This is a genomic window from Streptomyces sp. NPDC005805 (assembly GCF_040630445.1).
In the GTDB taxonomy this organism is placed as follows: domain Bacteria; phylum Actinomycetota; class Actinomycetes; order Streptomycetales; family Streptomycetaceae; genus Streptomyces.
This window is the reverse complement of sequence record NZ_JBEXXN010000009.1, coordinates 58,123-81,867: the sequence shown is the minus strand read 5'-3', so window position 1 is coordinate 81,867 and position 23,745 is coordinate 58,123. Positions and strand designations below refer to the sequence as shown.

The following is a 23,745-nucleotide window of genomic DNA, read 5'->3' as shown; positions in this document are numbered from 1 at the left end:
GCGATGGCAGGCCGTTGGATCGAGCACTGGGACCCCGAGGACGAGGCGTTCTGGGAGGCGAAGGGCGAGCGGATCGCCCGCCGCAACCTCGCCTTCTCCGTACTGAGCGAACACATCGGCTTCTCGATCTGGAGCCTCTGGTCCGTGATGGTCCTGTTCATGGGGCCCGAGTACGGCATCGACCCCGCCGGGAAGTTCTTCCTGATAGCCACCGCGACCCTGGTCGGCGCCGTGATCCGGGTGCCGTACACCTTCGCCGTCGCCCGCTTCGGCGGCCGGAACTGGACGGTCTTCAGCGCCCTGCTGCTCCTGCTGCCCACCGTGGCGGCCTGGACCGTGATGGAACCCGGCACCTCCTACGCCACCTTCCTGCTGGTCGCCGCGCTCACCGGGGTCGGCGGCGGCAACTTCGCCTCCTCCATGACCAACATCAACGCCTTCTTCCCGCTGCGGAAGAAGGGCTGGGCCCTCGGCCTCAACGCGGGCGGCGGCAACATCGGTGTCCCCGTGATCCAGCTCGTCGCCCTGCTGGTCATCGGCACGGCGGGGGCCGCGCACCCCCGGCTGGTGCTCGGCGTCTACCTGCCGCTGATCGTCGTCGCCGCGCTCTGCTCGGCGCTGTGGATGGACAACCTCGCCCCCGTCCGCAACGACACCGGCGCCGCCAAGGAGGCCATCCGGGACGGGCACACCTGGATCATGGCGCTGCTCTACATCGGCACCTTCGGCTCGTTCATCGGCTACAGCTTCGCCTTCGGCCTGGTCCTGCAGACCCAGTTCGGCCGGACACCGCTCCAGGCCGCGTCGCTCACCGTCATCGGCCCGCTGCTCGGCTCCCTGATCCGGCCCGTCGGCGGGCTGCTCGCCGACCGCTTCGGCGGCGCCCGGATCACCCTCGGGAACTTCCTCGCCATGGCCGCCGCGACCGGTGTGGTGATCGCCGCCTCGCTGGCCGAGTCGCTGCCCGTCTTCCTCGTCGGCTTCATCGCCCTGTTCGTGCTGACCGGCCTCGGCAACGGCTCGACGTACAAGATGATCCCCGGCATCTTCCAGAACAAGGCGCTGGCCCGGGGCATGACGGGCGAGGCGGCCGCCGCGTACGGGCGCCGGCTCTCCGGGGCCGCGATGGGGTTCATCGGGGCGATCGGCGCGGTCGGGGGCCTCGCCATCAACCTCGCGTTCCGGCAGTCCTTCCTCACCGCGGGCACCGGGACGGCCGCCTTCGTCTCCTTCCTCGCCTTCTACGCCCTCTGCTCCGTGGTGACCTGGGCGGTATACCTTCGCCGGCCGGCCGCCGCACCCGCCGCAGCGCTGGCGGACACCGGGGACGAGCCGCTCGGCGCGCCGGAGACGGAGCCCGCCTACGCCCGGGTCTGACCGGGACCGCACACGGGCGCACCGGCGGGCAACACGCCCGCCACACCGCGTAACAACCGGGAAATACCGCCGATCCGGGCCCGTCACGCGCCTTTGACAGGCTCGGCGGCCAGTTCAGCGCACCTCGGGGCCGGCCGGTCCGCCGACGGACCGGCCGGCCCCGAGGGCGATCCGGGTGGAGTACCTCCAGTGGGGACGACCGAGATGCACGACCACGGCCAACCGCACGGCCCGCTCGCGGGCTTCACCGTCGGCGTCACCGCCGCCCGGCGGGCCGACGAGCTCGGCGCGCTGCTCCGGCGGCGCGGCGCGGCGGTGCTGCACGCGCCCGCGCTGCGCATCGTGCCGCTCGCGGACGACACCGAACTCCTCGCCGCCACCAAGGAGATCATCGACCGGGTGCCGGACGTCGTCGTCGCGACCACCGCGATCGGCTTCCGCGGCTGGGTGGAGGCGGCGGACGGCTGGGGGGTGGGCGAGGCCCTGCTCGACCGGCTGCGCGGGGTCGAACTCCTCGCCCGGGGGCCCAAGGTGAAGGGCGCGATCCGGGCGGCGGGCCTGACCGAGGAGTGGTCGCCGGCCTCCGAGTCGATGGCCGAGGTCCTGGACCGGCTGCTGGAGGAGGGCGTCGCGGGCCGGCGGATCGCCCTCCAGCTGCACGGGGAACCGCTGCCCGGCTTTGTGGAGTCCCTGCGGGCCGGGGGCGCGGAGGTGGTCCTCGTCCCCGTCTACCGCTGGATGCCGCCGGAGGACATCGGTCCGCTGGACCGCCTGCTGGACCAGGTGCTCGGACGGGCCCTGGACGCGGTGACCTTCACCAGCGCCCCGGCCGCCGCGTCCCTCCTCTCCCGGGCCGAGTCCCAGGGGAAGCTGGCGGAGCTGGTGCGCGTGCTCGACCACCAGGTACTCGCCGCGTGCGTCGGGCCGGTCACCGCGCTGCCGCTCCAGGCCGCGGGCGTGAACACGGTCCAGCCGGAACGCTTCCGCCTCGGCCCGCTCGTGCAGCTGCTCGGCGCGGAACTGCCCGCCCGGGCGCGGGCGCTGCCGGTGGCGGGCCGGCGGGTGGAGATCCGCGGGCACGCGGTCCTGGTCGACGACGAGCTGAGGCCGGTGCCCCCGGCGGGCATGGCGCTGCTGCGGGCCCTCTCCGAGCGTCCCGGCTGGGTCGTCTCCCGGGCCGAGCTGCTGCGTGCGCTGCCCGGTTCCGGCCGCGACGAGCACGCCGTCGAGACCGCGATGGCCCGGCTGCGGACGGCGCTGGGCGCGCCCAAGCTCGTCCAGACCGTGGTCAAGCGCGGCTACCGGCTGGCCCTGGACCCGGCGGCGGACGCCAAGTACGACGCGAGCGCCTGAGCCGTACGCCCGGCGCGGTCCGGCCTCGGGCAGCGGGCCCGGCCCGGTCCGGTCCGGCCCGCGCGTACGTGGCCGTGCCGCGCGTACGTGGCCGTACGAGGGGTTCCGGGGGTGGCGCGGGGGAGGCACCCTGAAGGGGAGACCCGGCGGCGACCCGACTCAGGCGGTGACAGGAACATGACGTCCGGTACCGGTGAGCGCGGTGAGCGCGGTGAGGGCGGCGCCCCGCCCACCAAGTCCGGTGCCCGGTGGCGGTTCGACTCCGGACGCGTCTGCCTCGACCTCCTCGCCACCGCGCCGACCCCTCCCGCGCCGACCCCTCCCGTGCTGGCCCCTCCCGCGCCGGTCCCCACCGCGGCCGCCCCCGGTGCCCCGCCCGCCCCCGAACCCCTCGCCGAACCGGGCGCGTTGGCCCGGTGGCTGCTCGGCGCCGGGCTGGTCCCGCCCGGCACCCGGCTGCCCGCCCTCGGCCCGGACTGGACCGGTGCCTTCGTCGAACTGCGGCGATCCGTGGACCAGTTGGTGACCGCCGCCCTCGAAGGGCGCTGTGTGGAGAGCGCGCTGGAGACCGTCAACGCCCTCGCCCAGGGCCCGCCACCCCGCATCCGCGCCGTGCCCGACGGACACGGCGCGCTCGTCCGGGCGCTGAGCGCCGCGCCCACCCGGGAGACCCTGCTCGCCGCCGTCGCGCGGGACGCCGTGGAACTGCTCACCGACCCCGTCGGCCGGGCCCGGCTGCGCCGTTGCGCCGGGGAGGGGTGCGCCCGGGTGTACCTGGACACCTCGCGCGGGCGGCGGCGCCGCTGGTGCTCCAGCGAGGTGTGCGGCAACCGCGAGCGGGTGGCCCGCCACCGCCGCCGCGCGACCACCCCTCCGGCGGCCGCCGCCCCCTCCCGTAAAAGATCTTGAACTTTCCCGTGCTCGCGTTGAGTGATCCTCCGGCCGGACCCGTAGATGAGAGGGACAAGCAGTCAGCCGTCCAGATCAGGGTCTCGACCGGGAGGTTCAGGTGCGCAAGGATGCCGCCGTGGCCGATGACCGTCCGCAACGGGCCCGCCATCGCGCGGAACAGCCACGCATCGACACCTCCGTCCCCGACGAGGAGTTGATGCGTGCGCTCTACCGCGAACACGCCGGACCGTTGCTCGCCTACGTACTCCGTCTCGTCGCCGGCGACCGCCAGCGCGCGGAGGACGTCGTGCAGGAGACGCTCATCCGTGCCTGGAAGAACGCCGGCCGGCTCAATCAGGCCACCGGCTCTGTCCGACCCTGGCTGGTGACGGTCGCCCGGCGCATCGTCATCGACGGCCACCGCAGCCGGCAGGCCCGGCCGCAGGAGGTCGACCCGTCGCCGCTCGAGGTCATGCCCGCGGAGGACGAGATCGACAAGGCGTTGTGGCTGATGACGCTCTCGGATGCGCTCGACGATTTGACGCCCGCACACCGGGAAGTACTGGTCGAGACGTATTTCAAGGGGCGTACGGTCAATGAGGCGGCCGAAACGCTCGGCATACCCAGCGGGACCGTGCGGTCCCGTGTGTTCTACGCACTGCGTTCCATGAAGCTCGCACTGGAGGAGAGGGGGGTATCGGCATGAACGGGTACGAGCGGTACGAATCCTATGAACAGGAGTCCGTGCACGACGCGGTCGGTGCGTATGTGCTCGGCGTGCTCGACGAATCGGACGCCTCCGCCTTCGAGGCGCATCTGGCGGGCTGCGACATCTGCGCCCACCACCTGGACGAGTTCTCCGGGATGGAGCCGATGCTGGCGATGCTGGCCGACGCCCCCGCCCCGGCGCCGCCGCAGAACCTCTACAGCCTGCCCGGCGCGGCCGACTTCCCGCCCCCGCGCCCCGCGCCCGTGGTGCCCACCTCACCGAGCCCCCGGGTCCTGGGCGGCCTGCTGAACGAGGTGGCGGCCAAGCGCGCGGCCAAGCGCCGCCGCGGGATGTACGTGATCGCCGCCGCGGCGGCCCTGATCATCGCCGGCCCCGCGGTCGCGGTCGTCGCCACCTCCGACGACGGCGGCGGCACCACCCAGGCCGCCGACCCGCACCCGACCAGCCCCGCCGAGGACGCCTTCTTCCACCACATGGACGAGAAGGTGCAGGCCACCGACGCGACGACGAAGGTCAGCGCGGTCGTCGGCATGGAGAAGAAGGGCTGGGGCACCCACACGGTCCTGGAGCTGAAGAACGTCCGGGGCCCGCTGAAGTGCAGCCTGGTCGCGGTCTCCAAGACGGGCGAGGAGGAGGTCGTCACCTCCTGGGCGGTCCCCAAGTGGGGGTACGGCATCCCCGACAGCCCCGAGAAGTCGGCGAAGAGCCCGCTGTACGTGCACGGCGGCTCCGCCATGAACCGCGAGGACATCGACCGCTTCGAGGTTCGCACCTTCGACGGACAGCGCCTGGTGGAGGTCGACGCGTAGGCACCCCGGATCCGGGACCGGCCGCACGCGCGGGCCGGGGCACAGTGCTGTACCGGGCCGGGACGCACCGCTGTCCCGGCCCGCGTCGTGGTTACCCGGCCCGGGGCCGCCGGCCCGCCGGGCGCGCCTCGCGGTTTCCCGGCCCGGTACAGGTGCAATGTCCACCCCCGTGGCGTACGGTTGACGGCTGCCCAGTGCACGTCAGAAGGGGGCCCGGTGGCCGCGCAGGATGCCGCTGATTCCGTTGTCTACCAGGTGACCGCTCCGCCGGTCCCGTCCGCCGCCGATTCGGTGCGCGACCGGGAGATCGCCGGGGAACAGGTCCATCTGGACCGGGTCTACCGGCGGCTGGAGGAGAAGATCCACGAGGCGGAGTTCCTGATGAACGACGCCGCCCGGCGGGGCCAGGTCGGCACCCCCGGCGCCCTCGCCGAGCGGGACGCGCAGGTCTTCCGCGCGGGCATCCACCTCAACCGCCTCAACAACGAGTTCGAGGACTTCCTCTTCGGCCGGATCGACCTCCTCGACGGCAAGGACGGCGTCAGGGGCCCGGACGGCGCCTACACCTCCGTCGAGCCCGCCGACGACGCCCTGCGCCCGGACGGCACCGCCGACATCGGGGAGACCCTGCACATCGGCCGGATCGGCGTCCTGGACTCCGACTACGCGCCGCTGGTCATCGACTGGCGCGCCCCGGCCGCCGCGCCCTTCTACCGGTCCACCCCGGTCGACCCCGGCCGGGTGGTGCGCCGGCGTGTGATCCGCTCCCGGGGGCGCAAGGTCCTCGGCGTCGAGGACGACCTGATGCGCCCCGAGCTGACCGCTTACCTGGGTGGCGAGGCGCTGCCCGTGGTCGGCGACGGCGCCCTGATGGCCGCCCTCGGGCAGGCCCGCAGCCACTCCATGCGGGACATCGTCGCCTCCATCCAGGCCGAACAGGACCTGGTCATCCGGGCCCCCGCCGCCTCCGTGACCCTGGTGGAGGGCGGGCCGGGCACCGGCAAGACCGCCGTGGCCCTGCACCGGGCCGCCTACCTCCTCTACAAGGACCGGCGGCGCTACGCGGGCGGCATCCTGATCGTCTCCCCGACCCCGCTGCTCGTCGCCTACACCGAGGGTGTGCTGCCCTCCCTGGGCGAGGAGGGCCAGGTCGCGATCCGGGCCCTCGGCTCCCTGGTGGACGGCGCGGAGGCCACCGCGTACGACGAACCGGCCGTGGCCCGGATCAAGGGCTCCTCCCGGATGGTCAAGGTGCTGCGCAAGGCGGCGCGCGGGGCCCTGGAGCTGCCCGGCGCCGCGCCGGGGGAGGCGGAGGGGCAGCTCGCCCTCGGCGAGGAGAGCGCCGGCCCGGCCGGGACCCCGGAGCGGCTGCGGGTGGTCGCCTTCGGGCGCCGCCTGGAGCTGGCGGCGGACGAGCTGCGGCGCATCCGGAACACCGCCCTCGGCGGCACCACCCCGGTCAACCTGCTCCGCCCCCGCGCCCGACGGCTGCTGCTGGACGCCCTGTACGCCAAGTCCGGGGCGGCCGGCCGGCACACCGATCCCGAGCTGGCGGCCGAACTGCGGTCCTCCTTCGACGAGGACGTCACCTCCGAGGACGCCTTCACCGGCTTCCTGGACGCCTGGTGGCCGGAACTCACCCCGCGCGGGGTGCTGGCGGCCATGGCGGACGAGCGCCGGCTCGGCCGCTGGGCCCGCCGCGTCCTCAACCCCGGTGAGGTCCGCAGACTCGCCCGCTCCCTGCGCCGCGACGCCCTCTCCGTGCACGACGTGGCCCTGCTGGACGAACTGGCCACCCTGCTGGGCGCCCCGGCCCGCCCGCGCCGCCGCAAGCGGGAGCTGGACCCGCTGGATCAGCTCACCGGGCTGGAGGAGCTGATGCCCCAGCGCGAGGAGTCCCAGCGCGAGCGCGCCGAGCGGCTGGCGGCGGAGCGCACGGAGTACGCGCACGTCATCGTCGACGAGGCCCAGGACCTGACCCCCATGCAGTGGCGGATGGTCGGCCGCCGGGGACGCCACGCCACCTGGACGGTCGTCGGCGACCCGGCCCAGTCGTCCTGGTCCGCGCCGGACGAGGCGGCCGAGGCCCGGGAGGAGGCGCTGGGCTCGCGCCCGCGCCGCCGCTTCGAGCTGACGGTCAACTACCGCAACCCGGCCGAGGTCGCGGAGCTGGCGGCGAAGGTCCTCGCCCTCGCCATGCCCGGGATGGAGTCCCCGAAGGCGGTCCGCTCCACCGGGCTGCGGCCGCGGTTCGCCGTGGTGCCGGAGGGGGCCGGAGACGGGCAGGGCGGCGGGGACGGCCGGGGCGGCGCCGGGGACCTCGGGGACACGGTCCGGGCCGAGGCGGAACGGCTGCTGGCCGAGGTGGACGGCACGGTGGGCGTGGTCGTCGCCATGCGGCGCCGGGAGCAGGCCGCGCGCTGGCTGTCCGGGCTGGGGGAGCGGGTCGTCGCCCTCGGCTCGCTGGAGGCCAAGGGACTGGAGTACGACGCGACCGTGGTCGTCTCCCCGGCCGAGATCGCCGACGAGTCCCCGGCCGGTCTGCGGGTGCTGTACGTGGCGCTCACCCGGGCGACGCAGCAGCTCACCGTGGTCTCGGACCGCCGCGACCAGCCGGACCGGGAGGGTGTGCCGGACCTGCTGAGGGACTGACCCGCCCCGCCGGGAGCCCTTCGGGTCCCCTCCGGCGAGTCAACTCACCGGAGGGGAATCACTTCTGCGGGTGGTGCGTTAGCCTGGGTGTGGCACCGGCCCGATCCAAGCCCCCGGGCCCAACCTTCGTCGCTTCGAGCGACCACTTGCCGCGAGGCGAGCATGGCGGGTCGGTGTCATTCAACGTTCCGGACAGAGGTCCGGGTCACCCCGGTGACCCGGACCTCTTCTGTTTCCCGGCAACTTCTCGTATGGTGGAAAACTGTTTCCGAAAACTCAATGACCGTATTACCTGCTACTCGCAGGTAGGTGTCACCATCGGAGGGCGCCGCCCGGGTCGTGGTCCCGGCGCCGCGTAGCAACGAAGCTAGGGAAAGCAGAGGAACCCGGTCATGGCAACGGCGCCCAGCGTCTCGTACTCGATGACGGTCCGGCTGGAGGTGCCCGCGAGCGGAACCGCGGTCTCCCAGCTCACCACCGCCGTGGAATCCTCCGGCGGGTCCGTGACCGGCCTCGACGTGACCGCCTCCGGTCACGAGAAGCTGCGCATCGACGTCACCATCGCGGCCACCTCCACCTCGCACGCGGACGAGATCGTGGAGGGCCTGCGCGACATCGAGGGCGTCGTCCTCGGCAAGGTCTCCGACCGTACGTTCCTGATGCACCTCGGCGGCAAGATCGAGATGGCGTCCAAGCACCCCATCCGCAACCGCGACGACCTCTCCATGATCTACACCCCGGGTGTGGCGCGGGTCTGCATGGCCATCGCCGAGAACCCCGAGGACGCCCGCCGCCTCACCATCAAGCGCAACTCCGTTGCAGTGGTGACGGACGGCTCGGCCGTCCTCGGCCTCGGCAACATCGGCCCCAAGGCCGCCCTGCCCGTGATGGAGGGCAAGGCGGCCCTGTTCAAGCGCTTCGCCGGCATCGACGCCTGGCCGATCTGCCTGGACACCCAGGACACCGACGCCATCGTGGAGATCGTCAAGGCCATCGCCCCCGGCTTCGCGGGCATCAACCTGGAGGACATCTCCGCGCCCCGCTGCTTCGAGATCGAGGCCCGGCTGCGCGAAGCCCTGGACATCCCCGTCTTCCACGACGACCAGCACGGCACCGCCATCGTGGTGCTCGCCGCGCTCACCAACGCCCTGCGCGTGGTGGGCAAGTCGGTCTCCGACGTGCGGGTGGTGATGTCCGGCGCGGGCGCGGCCGGCACCGCGATCCTCAAGCTGCTGCTCGCCGCGGGCGTCAAGCACGCGGTCGTCGCCGACATCCACGGGGTGGTGCACGCGGAGCGCGAGGACCTGCGCGACGCCGCCCCCGACTCGCCGCTGCGCTGGATCGCGGACAACACCAACCCCGAGGGCGTCACCGGCACCCTCAAGGAGGCGGTGGTCGGCGCGGACGTGTTCATCGGCGTCTCCGCCCCCAACCTCCTCGGCGCCGACGACGTGGCCGCGATGGCCGACGGCGCCATCGTCTTCGCGCTCGCGAACCCGGACCCGGAGGTCGACCCGGCAATCGCGCGCCAGACGGCGGCAGTTGTGGCCACCGGCCGCTCCGACTTCCCCAACCAGATCAACAACGTGCTGGTGTTCCCGGGCGTGTTCCGCGGTCTGCTGGACGCGCAGTCCCGCACCGTCAACACCACGATGATGCTCGCCGCGGCGGCGGCCCTGGCGAACGTCGTCACCGACGACGAGCTGAACCCGAACTACATCATTCCGTCCGTCTTCAACGACAAGGTGGCGGGCGCGGTCGCGGGCGCCGTCCGGGAGGCCGCGAAGGCCGCCGGGACGGCTGTGACGGCCCCCACGTCCGCCTGACATACGGCGCGTCGCGGGTCATGGCACCCCAAACCCCCCTCTAGGGTGGCGGTTCATGAGCCCGCGACCGCTCCGAGGAGTCCCGGCACAGTCGACGCAACGTCATCACGACGGGACTGTGGCGCTTTTCGTGTGACTCAGGAGAGTGCCGGATTGGCGTTCCCGCCGGTGGTGGGGGCAGGATGCCTATTCGGGCGCGAGGGTCTGACAGCGGACCCGGGTCCGGGGACTGTCCGAGGGCCCTGGCAGCATCGGCTTAGCTGTGCCAGCGCGGCCCTGCCGCGTGGCACGCCTCAACAGCAAGAAGAACACGGGAGTAACAACATGAACCGCAGTGAGCTGGTGGCCGCGCTGGCCGACCGCGCCGAGGTGACCCGCAAGGACGCCGACGCCGTTCTGGCCGCTCTCGCCGAGACCGTCGGCGAGGTCGTCGCCAAGGGCGACGAGAAGGTCACCATCCCCGGCTTCCTGACCTTCGAGCGCACCCACCGTGCCGCTCGCACCGCGCGCAACCCGCAGACCGGTGACCCGATCCAGATCCCGGCCGGCTACAGCGTGAAGGTCTCCGCGGGCTCCAAGCTCAAGGAAGCCGCCAAGGGCAAGTAAGGCCGCCAGGCCGACGAGCGAGGGCGGGCACCGGGTTCATCCCCGGTGCCCGCCCTCGCGTGCGTCCGCGGCCCGCCCGGGGCCGCGCCGGGGCCTGCCCGGGCCGCCTTGGCCCGGACGCCCGGCGGCCCCGCCACGGCCCCCCGCCCAGGGCCCGGCGCCCCCCGCGACCCCCGTCCCGCCGAAGGGGCCCCACGGCCCCCACACGCGCCGAGGCCCCCGCAGGACTCCTGCGGGGGCCTCGGCGGCGGCCTTCGGGGCGCGGGCGGGTCAGACGACCGCGCCGCCCGGGAGTTCCACCTTCGCGCCGAGCTTCTCCAGCTTCTCCATGAAGTTCTCGTAGCCGCGGTTGATCAGGTCGATGCCGTGCACCCGGGAGGTGCCCTGCGCCGCCAGCGCCGCGATCAGGTACGAGAAGCCGCCGCGCAGGTCGGGGATGACCAGGTCCGCGCCCTGGAGCTTGGTCGGGCCGGAGACGACCGCCGAGTGCAGGAAGTTGCGCTGCCCGAAGCGGCAGTCGGAGCCGCCCAGGCACTCCCGGTACAGCTGGATGTGCGCGCCCATCTGGTTGAGCGCGGAGGTGAAGCCGAGCCGGGACTCGTACACCGTCTCGTGCACGATCGACAGGCCGGTCGCCTGGGTCAGCGCCACCACCAGCGGCTGCTGCCAGTCCGTCTGGAAGCCGGGGTGGACGTCCGTCTCCAGCGCGATGGACTCCAGGCGCCCGCCCGGGTGCCAGAAGCGGATGCCCTCGTCGTCGATCTCGAAGGCGCCGCCGACCTTCCGGTAGGTGTTGAGGAAGGTCATCATCGAGCGCTGCTGCGCGCCGCGGACGTAGATGTCGCCCTCGGTGGCCAGCGCCGCGGACGCCCAGGAGGCGGCCTCCAGACGGTCCGGGAGGGCCCGGTGGGTGTAGCCGCCGAGCTTGTCGACACCGGTGATCCGGATGGTCCGGTCGGTGTCCATGGAGATGATCGCGCCCATCTTCTGCAGTACGCAGATGAGGTCCTCGATCTCCGGCTCGACCGCCGCGTTGGTCAGCTCGGTGACGCCCTCCGCCAGCACCGCCGTCAGCAGCACCTGCTCGGTGGAGCCGACGGACGGGTACGGCAGGCGGATCTTGGTGCCGCGCAGGCGCTGCGGGGCCTCCAGGTACTGCCCGTCCGCGCGCTTCTCGATCGTCGCGCCGAACTGCCGCAGCACGTCGAAGTGGAAGTCGATCGGCCGGCCGCCGATGTCGCAGCCGCCGAGGCCCGGGATGAACGCGTGGCCGAGCCGGTGCAGCAGCGGGCCGCAGAACAGGATCGGGATGCGCGAGGAGCCGGCGTGGGCGTCGATGTCGGCGACGTTGGCGCTCTCGACGTGCGTCGGGTCGAGCACCAGCTCGCCCGGCTCCTCGCCGGGGCGCACGGTCACGCCGTGGAGCTGGAGCAGCCCCCGGACCACCCGCACGTCGCGGATGTCGGGCACATTGCGCAGCCGGCTGGGGCCGCTGCCGAGCAGGGCGGCGACCATCGCCTTGGGCACGAGGTTCTTCGCGCCGCGGACGCGGATCTCGCCCTCGAGCGGGGTGCCGCCGTGGACAAGGAGTACATCGTCTGTGCCGGTCATGAATCTCGCGTTCCGGAGGGGTCCCCCCTAGTGGTGCGGAGGGGAGGTCGGACGGGTGGCCAGAGAAAAGGGTAAGGGGCGGAAGGCCCTGCCCTGTATGGGTGAGGGGCCCCCGGGGACGTAATGAATTCGGCACAACACGTACCGTCGGCGGTCTCTCGCGCACGGTCACCGGCGCTCGCCGCCCCCGTGGTGCCGGTGGCGCGCGCCGGGCGCGCCGCGACCTGCGGGCGGGCACGCATCGTCGCTACTGCCCCCGCGGACGGCGAATATGCGGGATCATGTCTCGCATGACCGAGGTGTCCTCGCTCACAGGGCGGCTGCTCGTCGCCACTCCCGCCCTCGCGGACCCGAACTTCGACCGCGCGGTGGTCCTGCTGCTCGACCACGACGACGAGGGGTCCCTCGGCGTCGTCCTCAACCGGCCCACCCCGGTCGGCGTGGTGGACATCCTGGAGGCGTGGGCCGCCCTCGCCGGGGAGCCCGGGGTGGTCTTCCAGGGCGGCCCGGTCTCGCTGGACTCCGCGCTCGGCGTCGCGGTGATCCCCGGGGACGAGGGGCCGCTCGGCTGGCGGCGCGTCCACGGCGCGATCGGCCTGGTGGACCTGGAGGCCCCGCCGGAGCTGCTGGGCTCCGCGCTCGGCTCGCTGCGGATCTTCGCCGGGTACGCGGGCTGGGGGCCGGGCCAGCTGGAGACCGAGCTGGAGGACGGGGCCTGGTACGTGGTCGACTCCGAGCCCGGGGACGTCTCCTCGCCGCGTCCCGAGGGCCTGTGGCGGGCGGTGCTGCGGCGGCAGCGGAGCGAACTGGCGATGTTCGCGACCTATCCGGACGACCCCAGTCTGAACTGACCGCCGCCGACCCGGCGGCCCCGCTCCCCGAGGGCGCTCCCGTACGGCTCCCCACGTGGGTACCCTTGGAGCCCATGAGCACTCTTGAGCCCGAGCGCGGGACAGGCACCGGGACCCTCGTAGAACCGACGCCGCAGACGTCGCACGGCGACGGCGACCACGAGCGCTTCGCCCATTACGTCCAGAAGGACAAGATCATGGCGAGTGCCCTCGACGGCACTCCCGTCGTCGCCCTGTGCGGCAAGGTCTGGGTGCCGGGGCGCGACCCCAAGAAGTACCCGGTCTGTCCGATGTGCAAGGAGATCTACGACTCGATGGGCTCCGGCGGGGACAAGGGCAAGGACGGCGACAAGAAGTAGTCCCCGCACCGCCACCCGACCGGCTCGGCTCCACGGCCCCCGGGGCGCGCTCCACGGCGCGCCCCGGGGGCCGTTCGTGTGCCCGGCCCCCGTACCGGCGTTCCTGCCGGCGCGCGTTGCACGGGCTGCGTCCGCCGGTCACAGAGTGGTTGAGACCTCTTGTCCCGGCCGGGCGGCCCGCTCTAGCCTCCTGCGTGTTGTGCAGTACGAAACGCTCGTTGCGCATGTTGCAACGCTTCTTCGTAGGGGTCCACGCATGAAGCTCATCGCCAAACTCGCCGCCCCCGTCGCGGCACTCGCCCTGGCCGGCCTCACGGCCTGCGCCCCCCAGACCTCCGACAACAGCGCCGGGCAGGACGATAAGAGCGGCACCCTGCGCGTCTGGCTCTTCCAGGAGGTCAACAACAAGCCCAAGGAGAAGGTCGTCGACGAGGCGGTGGCCGCCTTCGAGAAGGCCAACGACGGCGCCCGCGTACAGATCGAGTACATACCCGTCGAGACCCGCGCCCAGCGCATCAAGGCCGCGTTCAACGACCCCCGGAGCGCCCCGGACCTCATCGAGTACGGCAACACCGACACCGCCGGCTACGTCAAGGACGGCGGACTCGCCGACGTCACCGCCGAGTTCGACGCCTGGGACCAGGCCCGCGACACCGACCCCACCGCCCGGCAGTCCGTCACCGTCGGCGGCAAGGTCTACGGCGCCCCCTTCTTCGTCGGCGTGCGCGCCCTCTACTACCGCACCGACGTCTTCGACGAGCTGGGCATCGAGCCGCCGCGCACCCAGGACGAACTGGTCGCCACCGCCAAGAAGATCCGCAAGGCGAAGCCGGAGCTGTACGGCCTCGCCGTCGGCGGCGCCTACACCTACGGCGCGATGCCGTTCATCTGGGCGAAGGGCGGCGAACTCGCCGAGGAGAAGGGCGGGAAGCACACCGCCGCCGTCGACAGCCCCGCCGCCCGCGCGGGCATCGAGACCTACACCTCCCTCTTCGGCGACGACAACTGCCCCGCCGCCAAGTGCGCCTCCATGGGCGGCAACGCGACCGTCACCGCCTTCGCCTCCGGCAAGGCGGCCATGGCCATCGGCGGCGACTTCAGCCACCAGGCCGTCGAAGCGGGCTCCGTGAAGGGCAAGTACGCCGTCGTCCCGCTGCCCGGCGCGAAGGAGGGCGAGATCGCCCCCGCCTTCGCCGGCGGCAACAACCTCGGCGTGCTGCGCAGCACCGGGCACCGCACCCTCGCCGTCGACCTGCTGAAGCGGCTGGCCGGCAAGGAGACCCAGGGCAAGCTGTTCGACGCGATGGGCTTCCTGCCCACCTACACCGACGTCCGCGAGCAGGCCGCGAAGAAGCAGCCGTTCGTCGGGCCCTTCATCGAGACCCTGGGCGCCGGGGCCAAGTTCGTGCCCGTCTCGCCCGCCTGGGGCCAGATCGACGCCTCCCTCGTGCTGCCCACGATGTTCCAGGAGATCGTCAGCGGCAAGAAGGACGTGGCGGCGGCGGCCGGCGACGCGGCCGACAAGATGGACACCGCCTTCGCCGAAGCGGGCTGAGCCCATGGCGCACGACACCACGACCGCCGCCGCGGCCCCCGCGGCGGCGGTCACCAAGAGCGCGCCCGGCGGACCCTCGCGGCGGCGCACCCCGGCCGGGCGGCGGTCCGGCCGGGGGCGCCGGACCCCCTGGCTCTATCTCGCCCCCGCCCTGGTGGTCCTCGCCGGACTACTGGTCTACCCGATCTACCAGCTCGGCCTGATCTCCTTCCTGGAGTACACCCAGGCCCAGGTCAGCGGCGGTGAACCGACCAGCTTCCAGGGGCTGGGCAACTACCGCACCCTCTTCGCCGACAGCCAGTTCTGGCAGGTGCTGCTGGCGACCGTCCTCTTCGCGGCCGCCTGCGTCGTCGCCACCCTCGCGGTCGGCTGCTCGCTCGCCGTCCTGCTCACCCGGGTCCGCGCCCTGCCCCGACTGGCCCTGATGCTGGCCGCCCTCGGCGCCTGGGCGACCCCGGCGATCACCGGCTCCACGGTCTGGGTGTTCCTCTTCGACCCCGATTTCGGACCGGTCAACAAGGTTCTCGGACTGGGCGACTTCTCCTGGACGTACGGGCGCATGAGCGCCTTCGCCCTGGTCCTCTTCGAAGTCGTCTGGTGCTCCTTCCCGTTCGTCATGGTGACCGTCTACGCGGGCATCAAGGCGATTCCCGGGGAAGTGCTGGAGGCCGCGTCACTGGACGGGGCCTCGCAGTGGCGTATCTGGCGTTCCGTCACCGCGCCGATGCTCCGGCCCATTCTCGTGGTGGTGACGATCCAGTCGATCATCTGGGACTTCAAGGTCTTCACCCAGATCTACGTCATGACGAACGGCGGCGGAATCGCCGGGCAGAACCTGGTCCTCAATGTGTACGCGTACCAGAAGGCGTTCGCCTCCTCGCAGTACAGCCTCGGTTCGGCCATCGGCGTGGTGATGCTGCTGATTCTGCTCGCGGTCACCCTGGTGTACCTGCGGCTGCTGCGACGCCAGGGAGAAGAGATATGAGCACCGTCCCCGCGCCACCCGCCGCCGCGCGCCCCGCTCCCGCCCGTGGCCTCGCCCGCCGGTTCCGCGTCCGCCGCCCCTGGCGGCTCGCCGCCGAGGCCGCCGCCCTGCTGATCGCCCTGGTCGTGGCCTTCCCGCTCTACTGGATGGTCCTCTCCGCCTTCAAGCCGGCCGGGGAGATCCAGTCCACCGAGCCCCGGCCGTGGACCCTCGCACCCACCCTCGACTCCTTCCGCCGGGTCTTCCAGCAGGAGGAATTCGGGCGCTATTTCCTCAACAGCACGGTGGTCGCGGTGAGTGTGGTCCTCGCCTCCGCCCTGATCGCCTTTCTCGCGGCCACGGCGGTCACCCGGTTCCGGTTCCGTTTCCGCACCACCCTGCTCATCATGTTCCTCGTCGCGCAGATGGTCCCGATCGAGGCGCTGACCATTCCGCTGTTCTTCCTGATGCGCGACGCGGGCCAGCTCAACACCCTCGGCTCGCTGATTCTTCCGCACATCGCGTTCTCACTGCCGTTCGCCATCTGGATGCTGCGCGGATTCGTGAAAGCGGTCCCCGAGGCGCTGGAGGAGGCCGCGTACATCGACGGCGCGAGCCGCACCCGGTTCCTGTGGCAGATCCTCTTCCCGCTGGTGTTCCCGGGACTCGTGGCGACGAGTGTGTTCTCGTTCATCTCCACCTGGAACGATTTCCTGTTCGCCAAGTCGTTCATCATCAGCGACACCTCCCAGTCGACGCTGCCGATGGCGCTGCTCGTCTTCTTCAAGCCGGACGAGAACGACTGGGGCGGCATCATGGCGGGCTCCACCGTGATGACCGTGCCCGTGCTCGTCTTCTTCGTACTCGTACAGCGCCGCCTGGTCTCCGGCCTCGGCGGCGCGGTGAAGGACTGAGGACCCCTGATGCCCGACCCTCTCCCCGTACCCGTACCCGTACCCGTACCCGTACCCGTACCCGTACCCGTACCCGTACCCGGCCCCGCTCCCGGCGCCGGTCTCGTCCCCGCGCCCGTGCGCCTCGGGGCCGCCGGCGCGGGCGCGTTCACGCCCGACGAGCGCACCACCCTGCACACCGGACCCGGCACCGAGCGGACCGGACACTGGCTGCGCGCCACCCTCGGCCCGGCCCTCGGGCTGCCGCTCGCCCCCGGACCGGCCGGCGCGCCCAACGCGCTGACCCTCCTCACCGACGACCGCCTGGCCCCCGAGGCGTACCGGCTCGGCATCCGCGCCGACGGCGTCGAGATCCGCGGCGGCGGGCCCGCGGGCGTCTTCTGGGGCGCCCAGACCCTGCGTCAACTCCTGGGCCCGGCCGCCTTCCGGCGCGCCCGGATCGACCCCGTGGCCGCGTACGGCCTCGTGGAGCGGACCGTCGAGGACGCGCCGCGGTTCGGCTGGCGCGGGCTGATGCTGGACGTGGCCCGCCACTTCATGCCGAAGGAGGACGTGCTCCGCCAGCTCGACCTGATGGCCGCGCACAAGCTCAACGTCCTCCACCTCCACCTCACCGACGACCAGGGCTGGCGCGTCGAGATCACCCGCTACCCGCGGCTGACCGAGGTCGGTTCCTGGCGTCCGCGCACCAAGCACGGCCACCGGCTGTCCGACCTGTGGAGCGACACCCCGCACGGCGGCTTCTACACCCGGGACGACCTCCGCGAGATCGTCGCCTACGCGGCCGACCGGCACATCACCGTCGTCCCCGAGATCGACCTCCCCGGCCACTCGCAGGCCGCCATCGCCGCCTACCCCGAACTCGGCAACACCGATGTGGTGGACACCACGGCGCTCGGCGTCTGGGACGACTGGGGCGTCAACCGGAACGTCCTCGCCCCCACCGAGGACACCCTGCGCTTCTACGAGGGCGTGCTGGAGGAGCTGCTGGAGCTCTTCCCCTCGGAGTTCGTGCACATCGGCGGCGACGAGTGCCCCAAGGACCAGTGGCGCGCCTCGGCCGCCGCGCAGGCCCGGATGAAGGAGCTCGGCCTCCCCGGCGAGGACGCCCTCCAGGCGTGGTTCATCCGGCACTTCGACCGCTGGCTCGCCGACCGGGGCCGCCGGCTCATCGGCTGGGACGAGATCCTGGAGGGCGGCCTCGCCCCCGGGGCGGCCGTCTCCTCCTGGCGCGGCTACCGGGGCGGGATCGCCGCCGCCGAGGCGGGCCACGACGTGGTCATGTGCCCGGAGCAGCACGTCTATCTGGACTACCGCCAGGCGCCCGGCGAGGACGAGCCCATGCCGATCGCCCATGTGCGCACCCTGGAGGACGTCTACCGCTTCGAGCCCGTTCCGCCGGGGCTGTCGGCCGGGGCGGCGGCCCATGTGCTCGGCACCCAGGCGAATGTGTGGACCGAGGTGATGCAGGACCGCTCGCGCGTGGACTACCAGGTCTTCCCGCGGCTGGCCGCGTTCGCGGAGGTCGCCTGGTCGCCCCTCCCGCCGCCCGGGGAACGGGACTTCACGGCCTTCGAGGAGCGGATGAACGCCCACTACGCGCGGCTGGACGCCCTCGGTGTCGGCTACCGGCCGCCGGGCGGCCCGCACCCGTGGCAGCGCCGCCCGGGCGTCCAGGGGCGCCCGTTGGAGGGACTGCCGCCGGAGGGCTGACGGGCGGCCCCGCCCCGCCCGGTCCTCCCGGTGGGCCGGACCCCCTCCCGGTCCGCCGGGTCTTCCCGGTGGGCCGGGGCGTCCCGCGGGTGAACCGGCGTCCCCACGTGCGAAATCCAGCGAACAGCCGTCAATCGGACTTTTGTCGCAGAGGGTCCCTTCGCGGACCCTCTCGGCGGGCGGCCCGGAAGATGTGCCAGAGTTGCCACGTCCGGCCTGTGAGCACGTACGGTACGGCAACACAGGCGGGATGGCCTGGACACCGGGAAGGGGCGACTGGGTGACCACGCACGCACCGCGGACGGCACAGTCGGTAACGCTGCCGGACTCGCTCGACGAGGCCGTGGCGGCGCTCACCGCCATGCCCGCCGCCGTGCCCGTCGCCGGAGGAACCGACCTGATGGCGGCCGTCAACCGGGGCCGGCTGCGCCCCGCCGGGCTCGTCGGCCTCGGCCGGATCAGCGAGATCCGCGGCTGGCGCTACCAGGACGGCCACGCCCTGCTCGGCGCCGGGCTCACCCACGCGCGGATGGGCCGCCCGGACTTCGCGGCCCTCATCCCGGCGCTCGCCGCCTCCGCGCGCGCCGCCGGTCCGCCGCAGATCCGCAACGCCGGCACCCTCGGCGGCAACATCGCCTCCGCCGCGCCCACCGGGGACACCCTGCCGGTGCTGGCCGCGCTGGAGGCCGACCTCGTCATCGCCGGCCCGGGCGGCGCCCGCCGTGAGATCCCGGTCTCCCACATGCTCGCGGGCCGCGAGATGCTCGGTCCCGCCGAGCTGATCGGGTACGTCCGCGTCCCGCTGCTGCACGCGCCGCAGGTGTTCCTCAAGGCCACCGGGCGCACCGGCCCCGGCCGGGCCACCGCCTCGGTCGCCGTGGTGCTGGACCCGGCCCGGCGCGGGGTGCGCTGCGCGGTCGGGGCGATCGCGCCGATGCCGCTGCGGCCGCTGGAGGCGGAACGCTGGATCGCCTCGCTGATCGACTGGGACGGGGAACGCGGGCTCGCGGGCGAGGCGCTCGCGGCCTTCGGTGAGTACGTCGCCGCCGCCTGCGTCCCGGACCCGGAACCGGCGGCTCCGGGCGAGCAGCAGCAGGTGCTGCCGCCCGCCGTGCTGCACCTGCGGCGCACGGTCGCCGCGCTGGCCCGACGGGCACTGGGGAGGGCGCTGTCATGAGCAACGAGGACCACCGGCACGGCCCCCGGACCGGCGACCGGCCGGACGGGGACCGCGCCGAACGCGCGGAGCGCGGCGAGTACGCGGAGCGCGCCCGGCCCGGCGAGTACCCCGGGCACGGCGCGTACGGCGACCGAGCCGAGTACGGCGATCGCACCGAGTTCGACGACCGTGCCGAGGGCGCGGACTACAGCGAGGGCGGCGACGGGCTGCGGCTCCCCGAGGGCTTTGTGCGCGACTCCGCCGGGCAGGGCCACGGGTACCCCGCCCAGGACGGGTTCGGCACGCACGGCTACGCGGGTAGCGGCCCGGCCGGGGAGGGGTACGGCCCGGAGTACGGGCAGCCCTACGGCCAGGGCCACCACCCCGGCGCGCCCGGCGCGTACGGGACCGGCGGCCAGGACACCCAGGGCGCGGGCCAGAGCTTCGCGCCCGACTACGACGGCTGGCAGCCCACCGCGCCCGGCTCGGACTACGACGGCGAGTCGACGGCCTTCGTCCAGCTGCCGCCCGAGGGCCTGCCGGACGGCGCTCCGCTGGAGGCGCCCGGACACGGCTACACCCCGCCGATGATCCTGCCGCTGAAGCCGCTCTCCCCGGCGGCGGACACCGACCCGGGGGCGCCGGGCGGCTGGGGCAGGGGGCTCGGGACGGGTGCGCCCGGTGGCGGTGCCGATGCCGGGGCTGGTGCCTCCGGTGGGCGGCCGGAGGCCGTGCGCTGGCCCGAGCCGGGGGAGACCCGCCCGGACCCGGCGGCCGACCCGCACGCGACCGGCCAGTGGACCTTCCCGCAGGAGACGCCCCCCACCGCCGCGCACGAGATGACCGGCCAGTGGTCGATCCCGATCGCGGAGGGGGACCTCCCCGAGGAGTCGGGCGAGTTCGCGCGCACGGACCGGGCGCGGACGGACCCGGCCCCGGGCGACCCGTCCGCCACCCTGCCCGGTGGCGCGCCCGCGCCCTGGGCGACCCTCCCGGGCGGCGCGGCGGCCCCCTGGGCGGACCAGCTCCCCGCACAGCCGGCCGACCCGGCCGGGGACGCCGCCGAGACCGCCGACGGCCTGGCCGGGAGCGCCCACGCCGACCCGGACACCGCCCCCGCTGCGGAAGCGTCCGAGCCCGTGGCCCCGTCGCCCGCACCGGAGCCCCCCGCCGAGGACCCGGGCCCCGCCACCGGGGCGGCCGCCGCCGGGGGCGCGGCCGAGCCGTCGGAGCCGCCGTCCGCGCCGGACCGGTCCGACAGCGCCCCGGGGGACCCCACCGCGGTCGGCCCGGCCGCCGCCGATGCCCCGGGGCCGTCCGCCCCGGCGTCGGCCGACCCGGAAACGCGGCCCGACCTCGCCCCGGCGGCCGGGCCCGAGCCCGCCCACGACCCCGGCCCCGAGCCCGACGCCCCCGGCGACGAGCACCCCGCCACCTCCTACGTCCTGCGGGTCAACGGCACCGACCGCCCCGTCAGTGACGCCTGGATAGGCGAGTCCCTGCTGTACGTGCTGCGCGAGCGCCTCGGCCTCGCGGGCGCCAAGGACGGCTGCTCGCAGGGCGAGTGCGGCGCCTGCAACGTCCAGGTGGACGGCCGGCTCGTCGCCTCCTGCCTGGTCCCCGCCGCGACCGCCGCCGGGTCCGAGGTCCGTACCGTCGAGGGCCTCGCGGACGGCGGTGAGCCCTCCGACGTGCAGCGGGCGCTCGCGGCCTGCGGGGCCGTCCAGTGCGGCTTCTGCATCCCCGGCATGGCCATGACCGTCCACGACCTGCTGGAGGGCAACCACGCCCCCACCGAGCTGGAGACCCGGCAGGCCCTCTGCGGCAACCTCTGCCGCTGCTCCGGCTATCAGGGCGTGCTCGCCGCCGTCCGCGAGGTCGTCGCCGAACGCGCGGCCGGCACGGCGGACGCCGCCGACGACTCCCCGGCGGAGCCCTCCGCCGACCCGCAGGCGCGTATCCCGCACCAGGCGCCCCCGGGCGCCGGGGGCGTTCAGGCCCACCCGCACGACGCCCACCCGCACGACGGAGGCATGGCGTGAGCAACGACGCGGCCACCACCACCCCGGCCCCCCTCGTCACCGACGGCGGCGGCCCCGCCCCGGAACAGCCCGTCCACGGCCTCGGCGCCTCCCTCCCGGCGGCCGACGCCCGCGCCAAGACCGAGGGCACCTTCCCCTACGCGGCCGACCTGTGGGCCGAGGGCCTGCTCTGGGCCGCCCTGCTGCGCTCGCCCCACCCGCACGCCCGCATCGTCTCCGTGGACACCTCCGCCGCCCGCGAGATGCCGGGCGTGCGCGCGGTGATCACCCACGAGGACGTGCCCGGCGACACCGCGTACGGCCGCCGGATCGCCGACCGGCCCGTCTTCGCCTCCGAGGTCGTCCGCCACCACGGCGAGGCGATCGCCGCCGTGGCCGCCGACCACCCGGACACCGCCCGCCTCGCCGCCGCCGCCATCGCGGTCGAGTACGAGGTCCTGGAGCCGGTCACCGACCCGGAGAAGGCGTTCGAGGCGGAGCCGCTGCACCCCGACGGCAACCTCGTCCGCCACATCCCGCTGCGCTACGGCGACCCGGACGCGACCGGCGAGATCGTCGTCGAGGGGCTGTACCGGATCGGCCGCCAGGACCCGGCGCCCATCGGCGCCGAGGCCGGGCTCGCGGTGCCGCGCCCGGACGGCGGCGTCGAGCTGTACCTCGCCTCCACCGACCCGCACGCCGACCGCGACCTGGCCGCGGCCTGCTTCGGGCTGGAGCAGGAGCGCGTCAAGGTCGTCGTCACCGGTGTCCCCGGCGCGACCGGCGACCGCGAGGACCCCGGCTTCCAGCTCGCCCTCGGGCTGCTCGCGCTGCGCACCGGCTGCCCGGTCAAGCTGACCGCCACCCGCGAGGAGTCCTTCCTCGGCCACCCCCACCGGCACCCCACGCTCCTCCGCTACCGCCACCACGCGGACGCCGAGGGCCACTTGGTGAAGGTCGAGGCCCAACTCCTGCTGGACGCGGGCGCGTACGCGGACACCTCCTCCGAATCCCTGGCCGCCGCCGTCGCGTTCGCCTGCGGCCCCTACGTGGTGCCGCACGCCTTCATCGAGGGCTGGGCCGTGCGCACCAACAACCCGCCGTCCGGCCATGTGCGCGGCGAGGGCGCCATGCAGGTCTGCGCCGCGTACGAGGCGCAGATGGACAAACTGGCGGCCCGGCTCGGCGTCGACCCGGCGGAGCTGAGGCTGCGCAACGTCCTCGCCACGGGTGACATCCTGCCCACCGGCCAGACCGTCACCTGCCCGGCCCCGGTCGCCGAACTCCTCCAGGCAGTAAGGGAGTTCCCGCTCCCCTCACTGCCCAAGGACACCCCCGAGGACGACTGGCTGCTGCCCGGCGGCCCCGAGGGCGCGGGCGAGCCGGGCGCGGTGCGCCGGGGCGTCGGCTACGCGCTCGGCATGGTCCACATGCTCGGCGCGGAGGGCGCGGACGAGGTCTCCACGGCCACCGTCCGGGTGCAGGACGGGGTCGCCACGGTCATCTGCGCGGCGGTCGAGACCGGTTCGGGTTTCTCCACCCTCGCCCGCCAGATCGTCCAGGAGACCCTGGGCATCGAGGACGTGCGGGTGGCCGCGGTCGACACCGACCAGCCCCCGGCCGGCCCGGCGGCGCACGGCCGCCACACCTGGGTCTCCGGCGGGGCGGTCGAACGGGCCGCGAAGATGGTCCGCACCCAGCTCCTCCAGCCGCTGGCCCACCAGTTCGGCATGTCCACGGAGCTGCTCCAGATCACGGACGGCAAGATCACCTCGTACGACGGGGTGCTCTCGACGACGGTCACCGAGGCGATGGAGGGCAAGGAGCTCTGGGCCACCGCCCAGTGCCGCCCCCACCCGACCGAGCCCCTGGACGGAGCCGGCCAGGGCGACGCCTTCGTGGGCCTCGCCTTCTGCGCGATCCGCGCCGTGGTGGACGTGGACATCGAACTCGGCTCCGTCCGGGTCGTGGAGATGGCCGTCGCCCAGGACGTCGGCCACGTCCTCAACCCGGCCCAGCTCGCGACCCGTATCGAGGCGGGCGTCACCCAGGGCATCGGCGCGGCCCTCACGGAGAACCTCCGCACCGCCCGGGGCCTGGTCCGCCACCCGGACCTGACCGGCTACGCCCTCCCGACCGCCCTGGACGCCCCGGACATCCGCATCGTGAAGCTCGTCGAGGAGCGCGACGTGGTCGCCCCCTTCGGCGCGAAGCCCGCCAGCGCGGCCCCGGTCGTCACCGCCCCGGCCGCCGTCGCCTCCGCCGTCCGCGCCGCCACCGGCCGCCCGGTCAACCGCCTCCCGATCCGCCCCCAGGCGGCGGTGGGGGCGGCGAACTCCTGAAACGGGGACGGG

The 23,745-nt window shown here is 73.8% G+C and carries 18 protein-coding genes; 17 read left to right on the top strand and 1 reads right to left on the bottom strand.

The genetic code is table 11. The features are described from left to right. Positions 1-3 precede the first annotated feature (3 nt). The 8 genes from ABZ457_RS07870 to ABZ457_RS07835 all read left to right on the top strand — a co-directional run bounded on the left by ABZ457_RS07870 (position 4) and on the right by ABZ457_RS07835 (position 10,244). Entirely contained in the window at positions 4-1,377 is a 1,374-nt protein-coding gene (locus tag ABZ457_RS07870; RefSeq protein WP_359155069.1) for a nitrate/nitrite transporter, read from the top strand. A 204-nt stretch (positions 1,378-1,581) separates the two neighbouring features. Then, complete coding sequence (locus ABZ457_RS07865) at positions 1,582-2,730, top strand: uroporphyrinogen-III synthase (protein ID WP_359155156.1); 1,149 nt, start codon at positions 1,582-1,584, stop codon at positions 2,728-2,730. A 177-nt stretch (positions 2,731-2,907) separates the two neighbouring features. Then, entirely contained in the window at positions 2,908-3,639 is a 732-nt protein-coding gene (locus ABZ457_RS07860) for an ABATE domain-containing protein (RefSeq protein WP_359155067.1), read from the top strand. A gap of 100 nt (positions 3,640-3,739) precedes the next feature. Then, complete coding sequence (locus ABZ457_RS07855) at positions 3,740-4,327, top strand: sigma-70 family RNA polymerase sigma factor (protein WP_359155065.1); 588 nt, start codon at positions 3,740-3,742, stop codon at positions 4,325-4,327. Continuing rightward, entirely contained in the window at positions 4,324-5,160 is an 837-nt protein-coding gene (locus ABZ457_RS07850) for a zf-HC2 domain-containing protein (protein ID WP_359155063.1), read from the top strand. Before ABZ457_RS07855 ends, ABZ457_RS07850 begins: the two co-directional genes overlap by 4 nt. Positions 5,161-5,415: 255 nt before the next feature. Beyond that, on the top strand, positions 5,416-7,812 hold the full coding sequence (locus ABZ457_RS07845) for a UvrD-helicase domain-containing protein (protein WP_359155154.1): 2,397 nt from the start codon (positions 5,416-5,418) through the stop codon (positions 7,810-7,812). A gap of 392 nt (positions 7,813-8,204) precedes the next feature. Then, positions 8,205-9,638, top strand: coding sequence for an NAD-dependent malic enzyme (locus ABZ457_RS07840; protein ID WP_359155061.1), 1,434 nt, complete (start codon positions 8,205-8,207; stop codon positions 9,636-9,638). 324 nt (positions 9,639-9,962) lie between these two features. Continuing rightward, the gene (locus ABZ457_RS07835) at positions 9,963-10,244 is read left to right on the top strand and encodes an HU family DNA-binding protein (protein WP_004571953.1); all 282 of its coding nucleotides are present in this window, start codon (positions 9,963-9,965) and stop codon (positions 10,242-10,244) included. A 270-nt stretch (positions 10,245-10,514) separates the two neighbouring features. Here the strand turns inward: ABZ457_RS07835 and murA are convergent, their stop codons facing one another. Continuing rightward, positions 10,515-11,855, bottom strand: a complete 1,341-nt coding sequence (murA, locus tag ABZ457_RS07830) for a UDP-N-acetylglucosamine 1-carboxyvinyltransferase (RefSeq protein WP_018846322.1) — start codon at positions 11,853-11,855, stop codon at positions 10,515-10,517. 290 nt (positions 11,856-12,145) lie between these two features. On the opposite strand from murA, the gene ABZ457_RS07825 reads away from it, so the two are divergent. The 9 genes from ABZ457_RS07825 to ABZ457_RS07785 all read left to right on the top strand — a co-directional run bounded on the left by ABZ457_RS07825 (position 12,146) and on the right by ABZ457_RS07785 (position 23,733). Further along, positions 12,146-12,706, top strand: coding sequence for a YqgE/AlgH family protein (locus ABZ457_RS07825; protein ID WP_018846323.1), 561 nt, complete (start codon positions 12,146-12,148; stop codon positions 12,704-12,706). Between the two features lie 74 nt (positions 12,707-12,780). Beyond that, a complete protein-coding gene (locus tag ABZ457_RS07820) occupies positions 12,781-13,065 on the top strand; it encodes a DUF3039 domain-containing protein (protein ID WP_359155058.1) in 285 nt (94 codons plus the stop codon). Positions 13,066-13,321: 256 nt separating this feature from the next. After that, positions 13,322-14,620: an extracellular solute-binding protein gene (locus ABZ457_RS07815; RefSeq protein ID WP_359155056.1), complete on the top strand. Its 1,299-nt coding sequence runs from the start codon at positions 13,322-13,324 to the stop codon at positions 14,618-14,620. A 4-nt stretch (positions 14,621-14,624) separates the two neighbouring features. Next, positions 14,625-15,605 carry a sugar ABC transporter permease gene (locus tag ABZ457_RS07810; protein ID WP_359155054.1) on the top strand — a complete coding sequence of 327 codons (981 nt, stop codon included), beginning with the start codon at positions 14,625-14,627 and terminating at the stop codon, positions 15,603-15,605. Beyond that, entirely contained in the window at positions 15,602-16,498 is an 897-nt protein-coding gene (locus tag ABZ457_RS07805) for a carbohydrate ABC transporter permease (RefSeq protein WP_359155052.1), read from the top strand. Before ABZ457_RS07810 ends, ABZ457_RS07805 begins: the two co-directional genes overlap by 4 nt. 9 nt (positions 16,499-16,507) lie before the next feature. Further along, entirely contained in the window at positions 16,508-18,211 is a 1,704-nt protein-coding gene (locus ABZ457_RS07800; protein WP_359155050.1) for a beta-N-acetylhexosaminidase, read from the top strand. 280 nt (positions 18,212-18,491) lie between these two features. Beyond that, entirely contained in the window at positions 18,492-19,388 is an 897-nt protein-coding gene (locus tag ABZ457_RS07795) for an FAD binding domain-containing protein (protein ID WP_359155048.1), read from the top strand. Then, on the top strand, positions 19,385-21,412 hold the full coding sequence (locus ABZ457_RS07790; protein ID WP_359155046.1) for a 2Fe-2S iron-sulfur cluster-binding protein: 2,028 nt from the start codon (positions 19,385-19,387) through the stop codon (positions 21,410-21,412). The genes ABZ457_RS07795 and ABZ457_RS07790 overlap by 4 nt, the downstream gene beginning before the upstream one ends. After that, entirely contained in the window at positions 21,409-23,733 is a 2,325-nt protein-coding gene (locus tag ABZ457_RS07785; protein WP_359155043.1) for a molybdopterin cofactor-binding domain-containing protein, read from the top strand. Before ABZ457_RS07790 ends, ABZ457_RS07785 begins: the two co-directional genes overlap by 4 nt. Positions 23,734-23,745 lie beyond the last annotated feature (12 nt).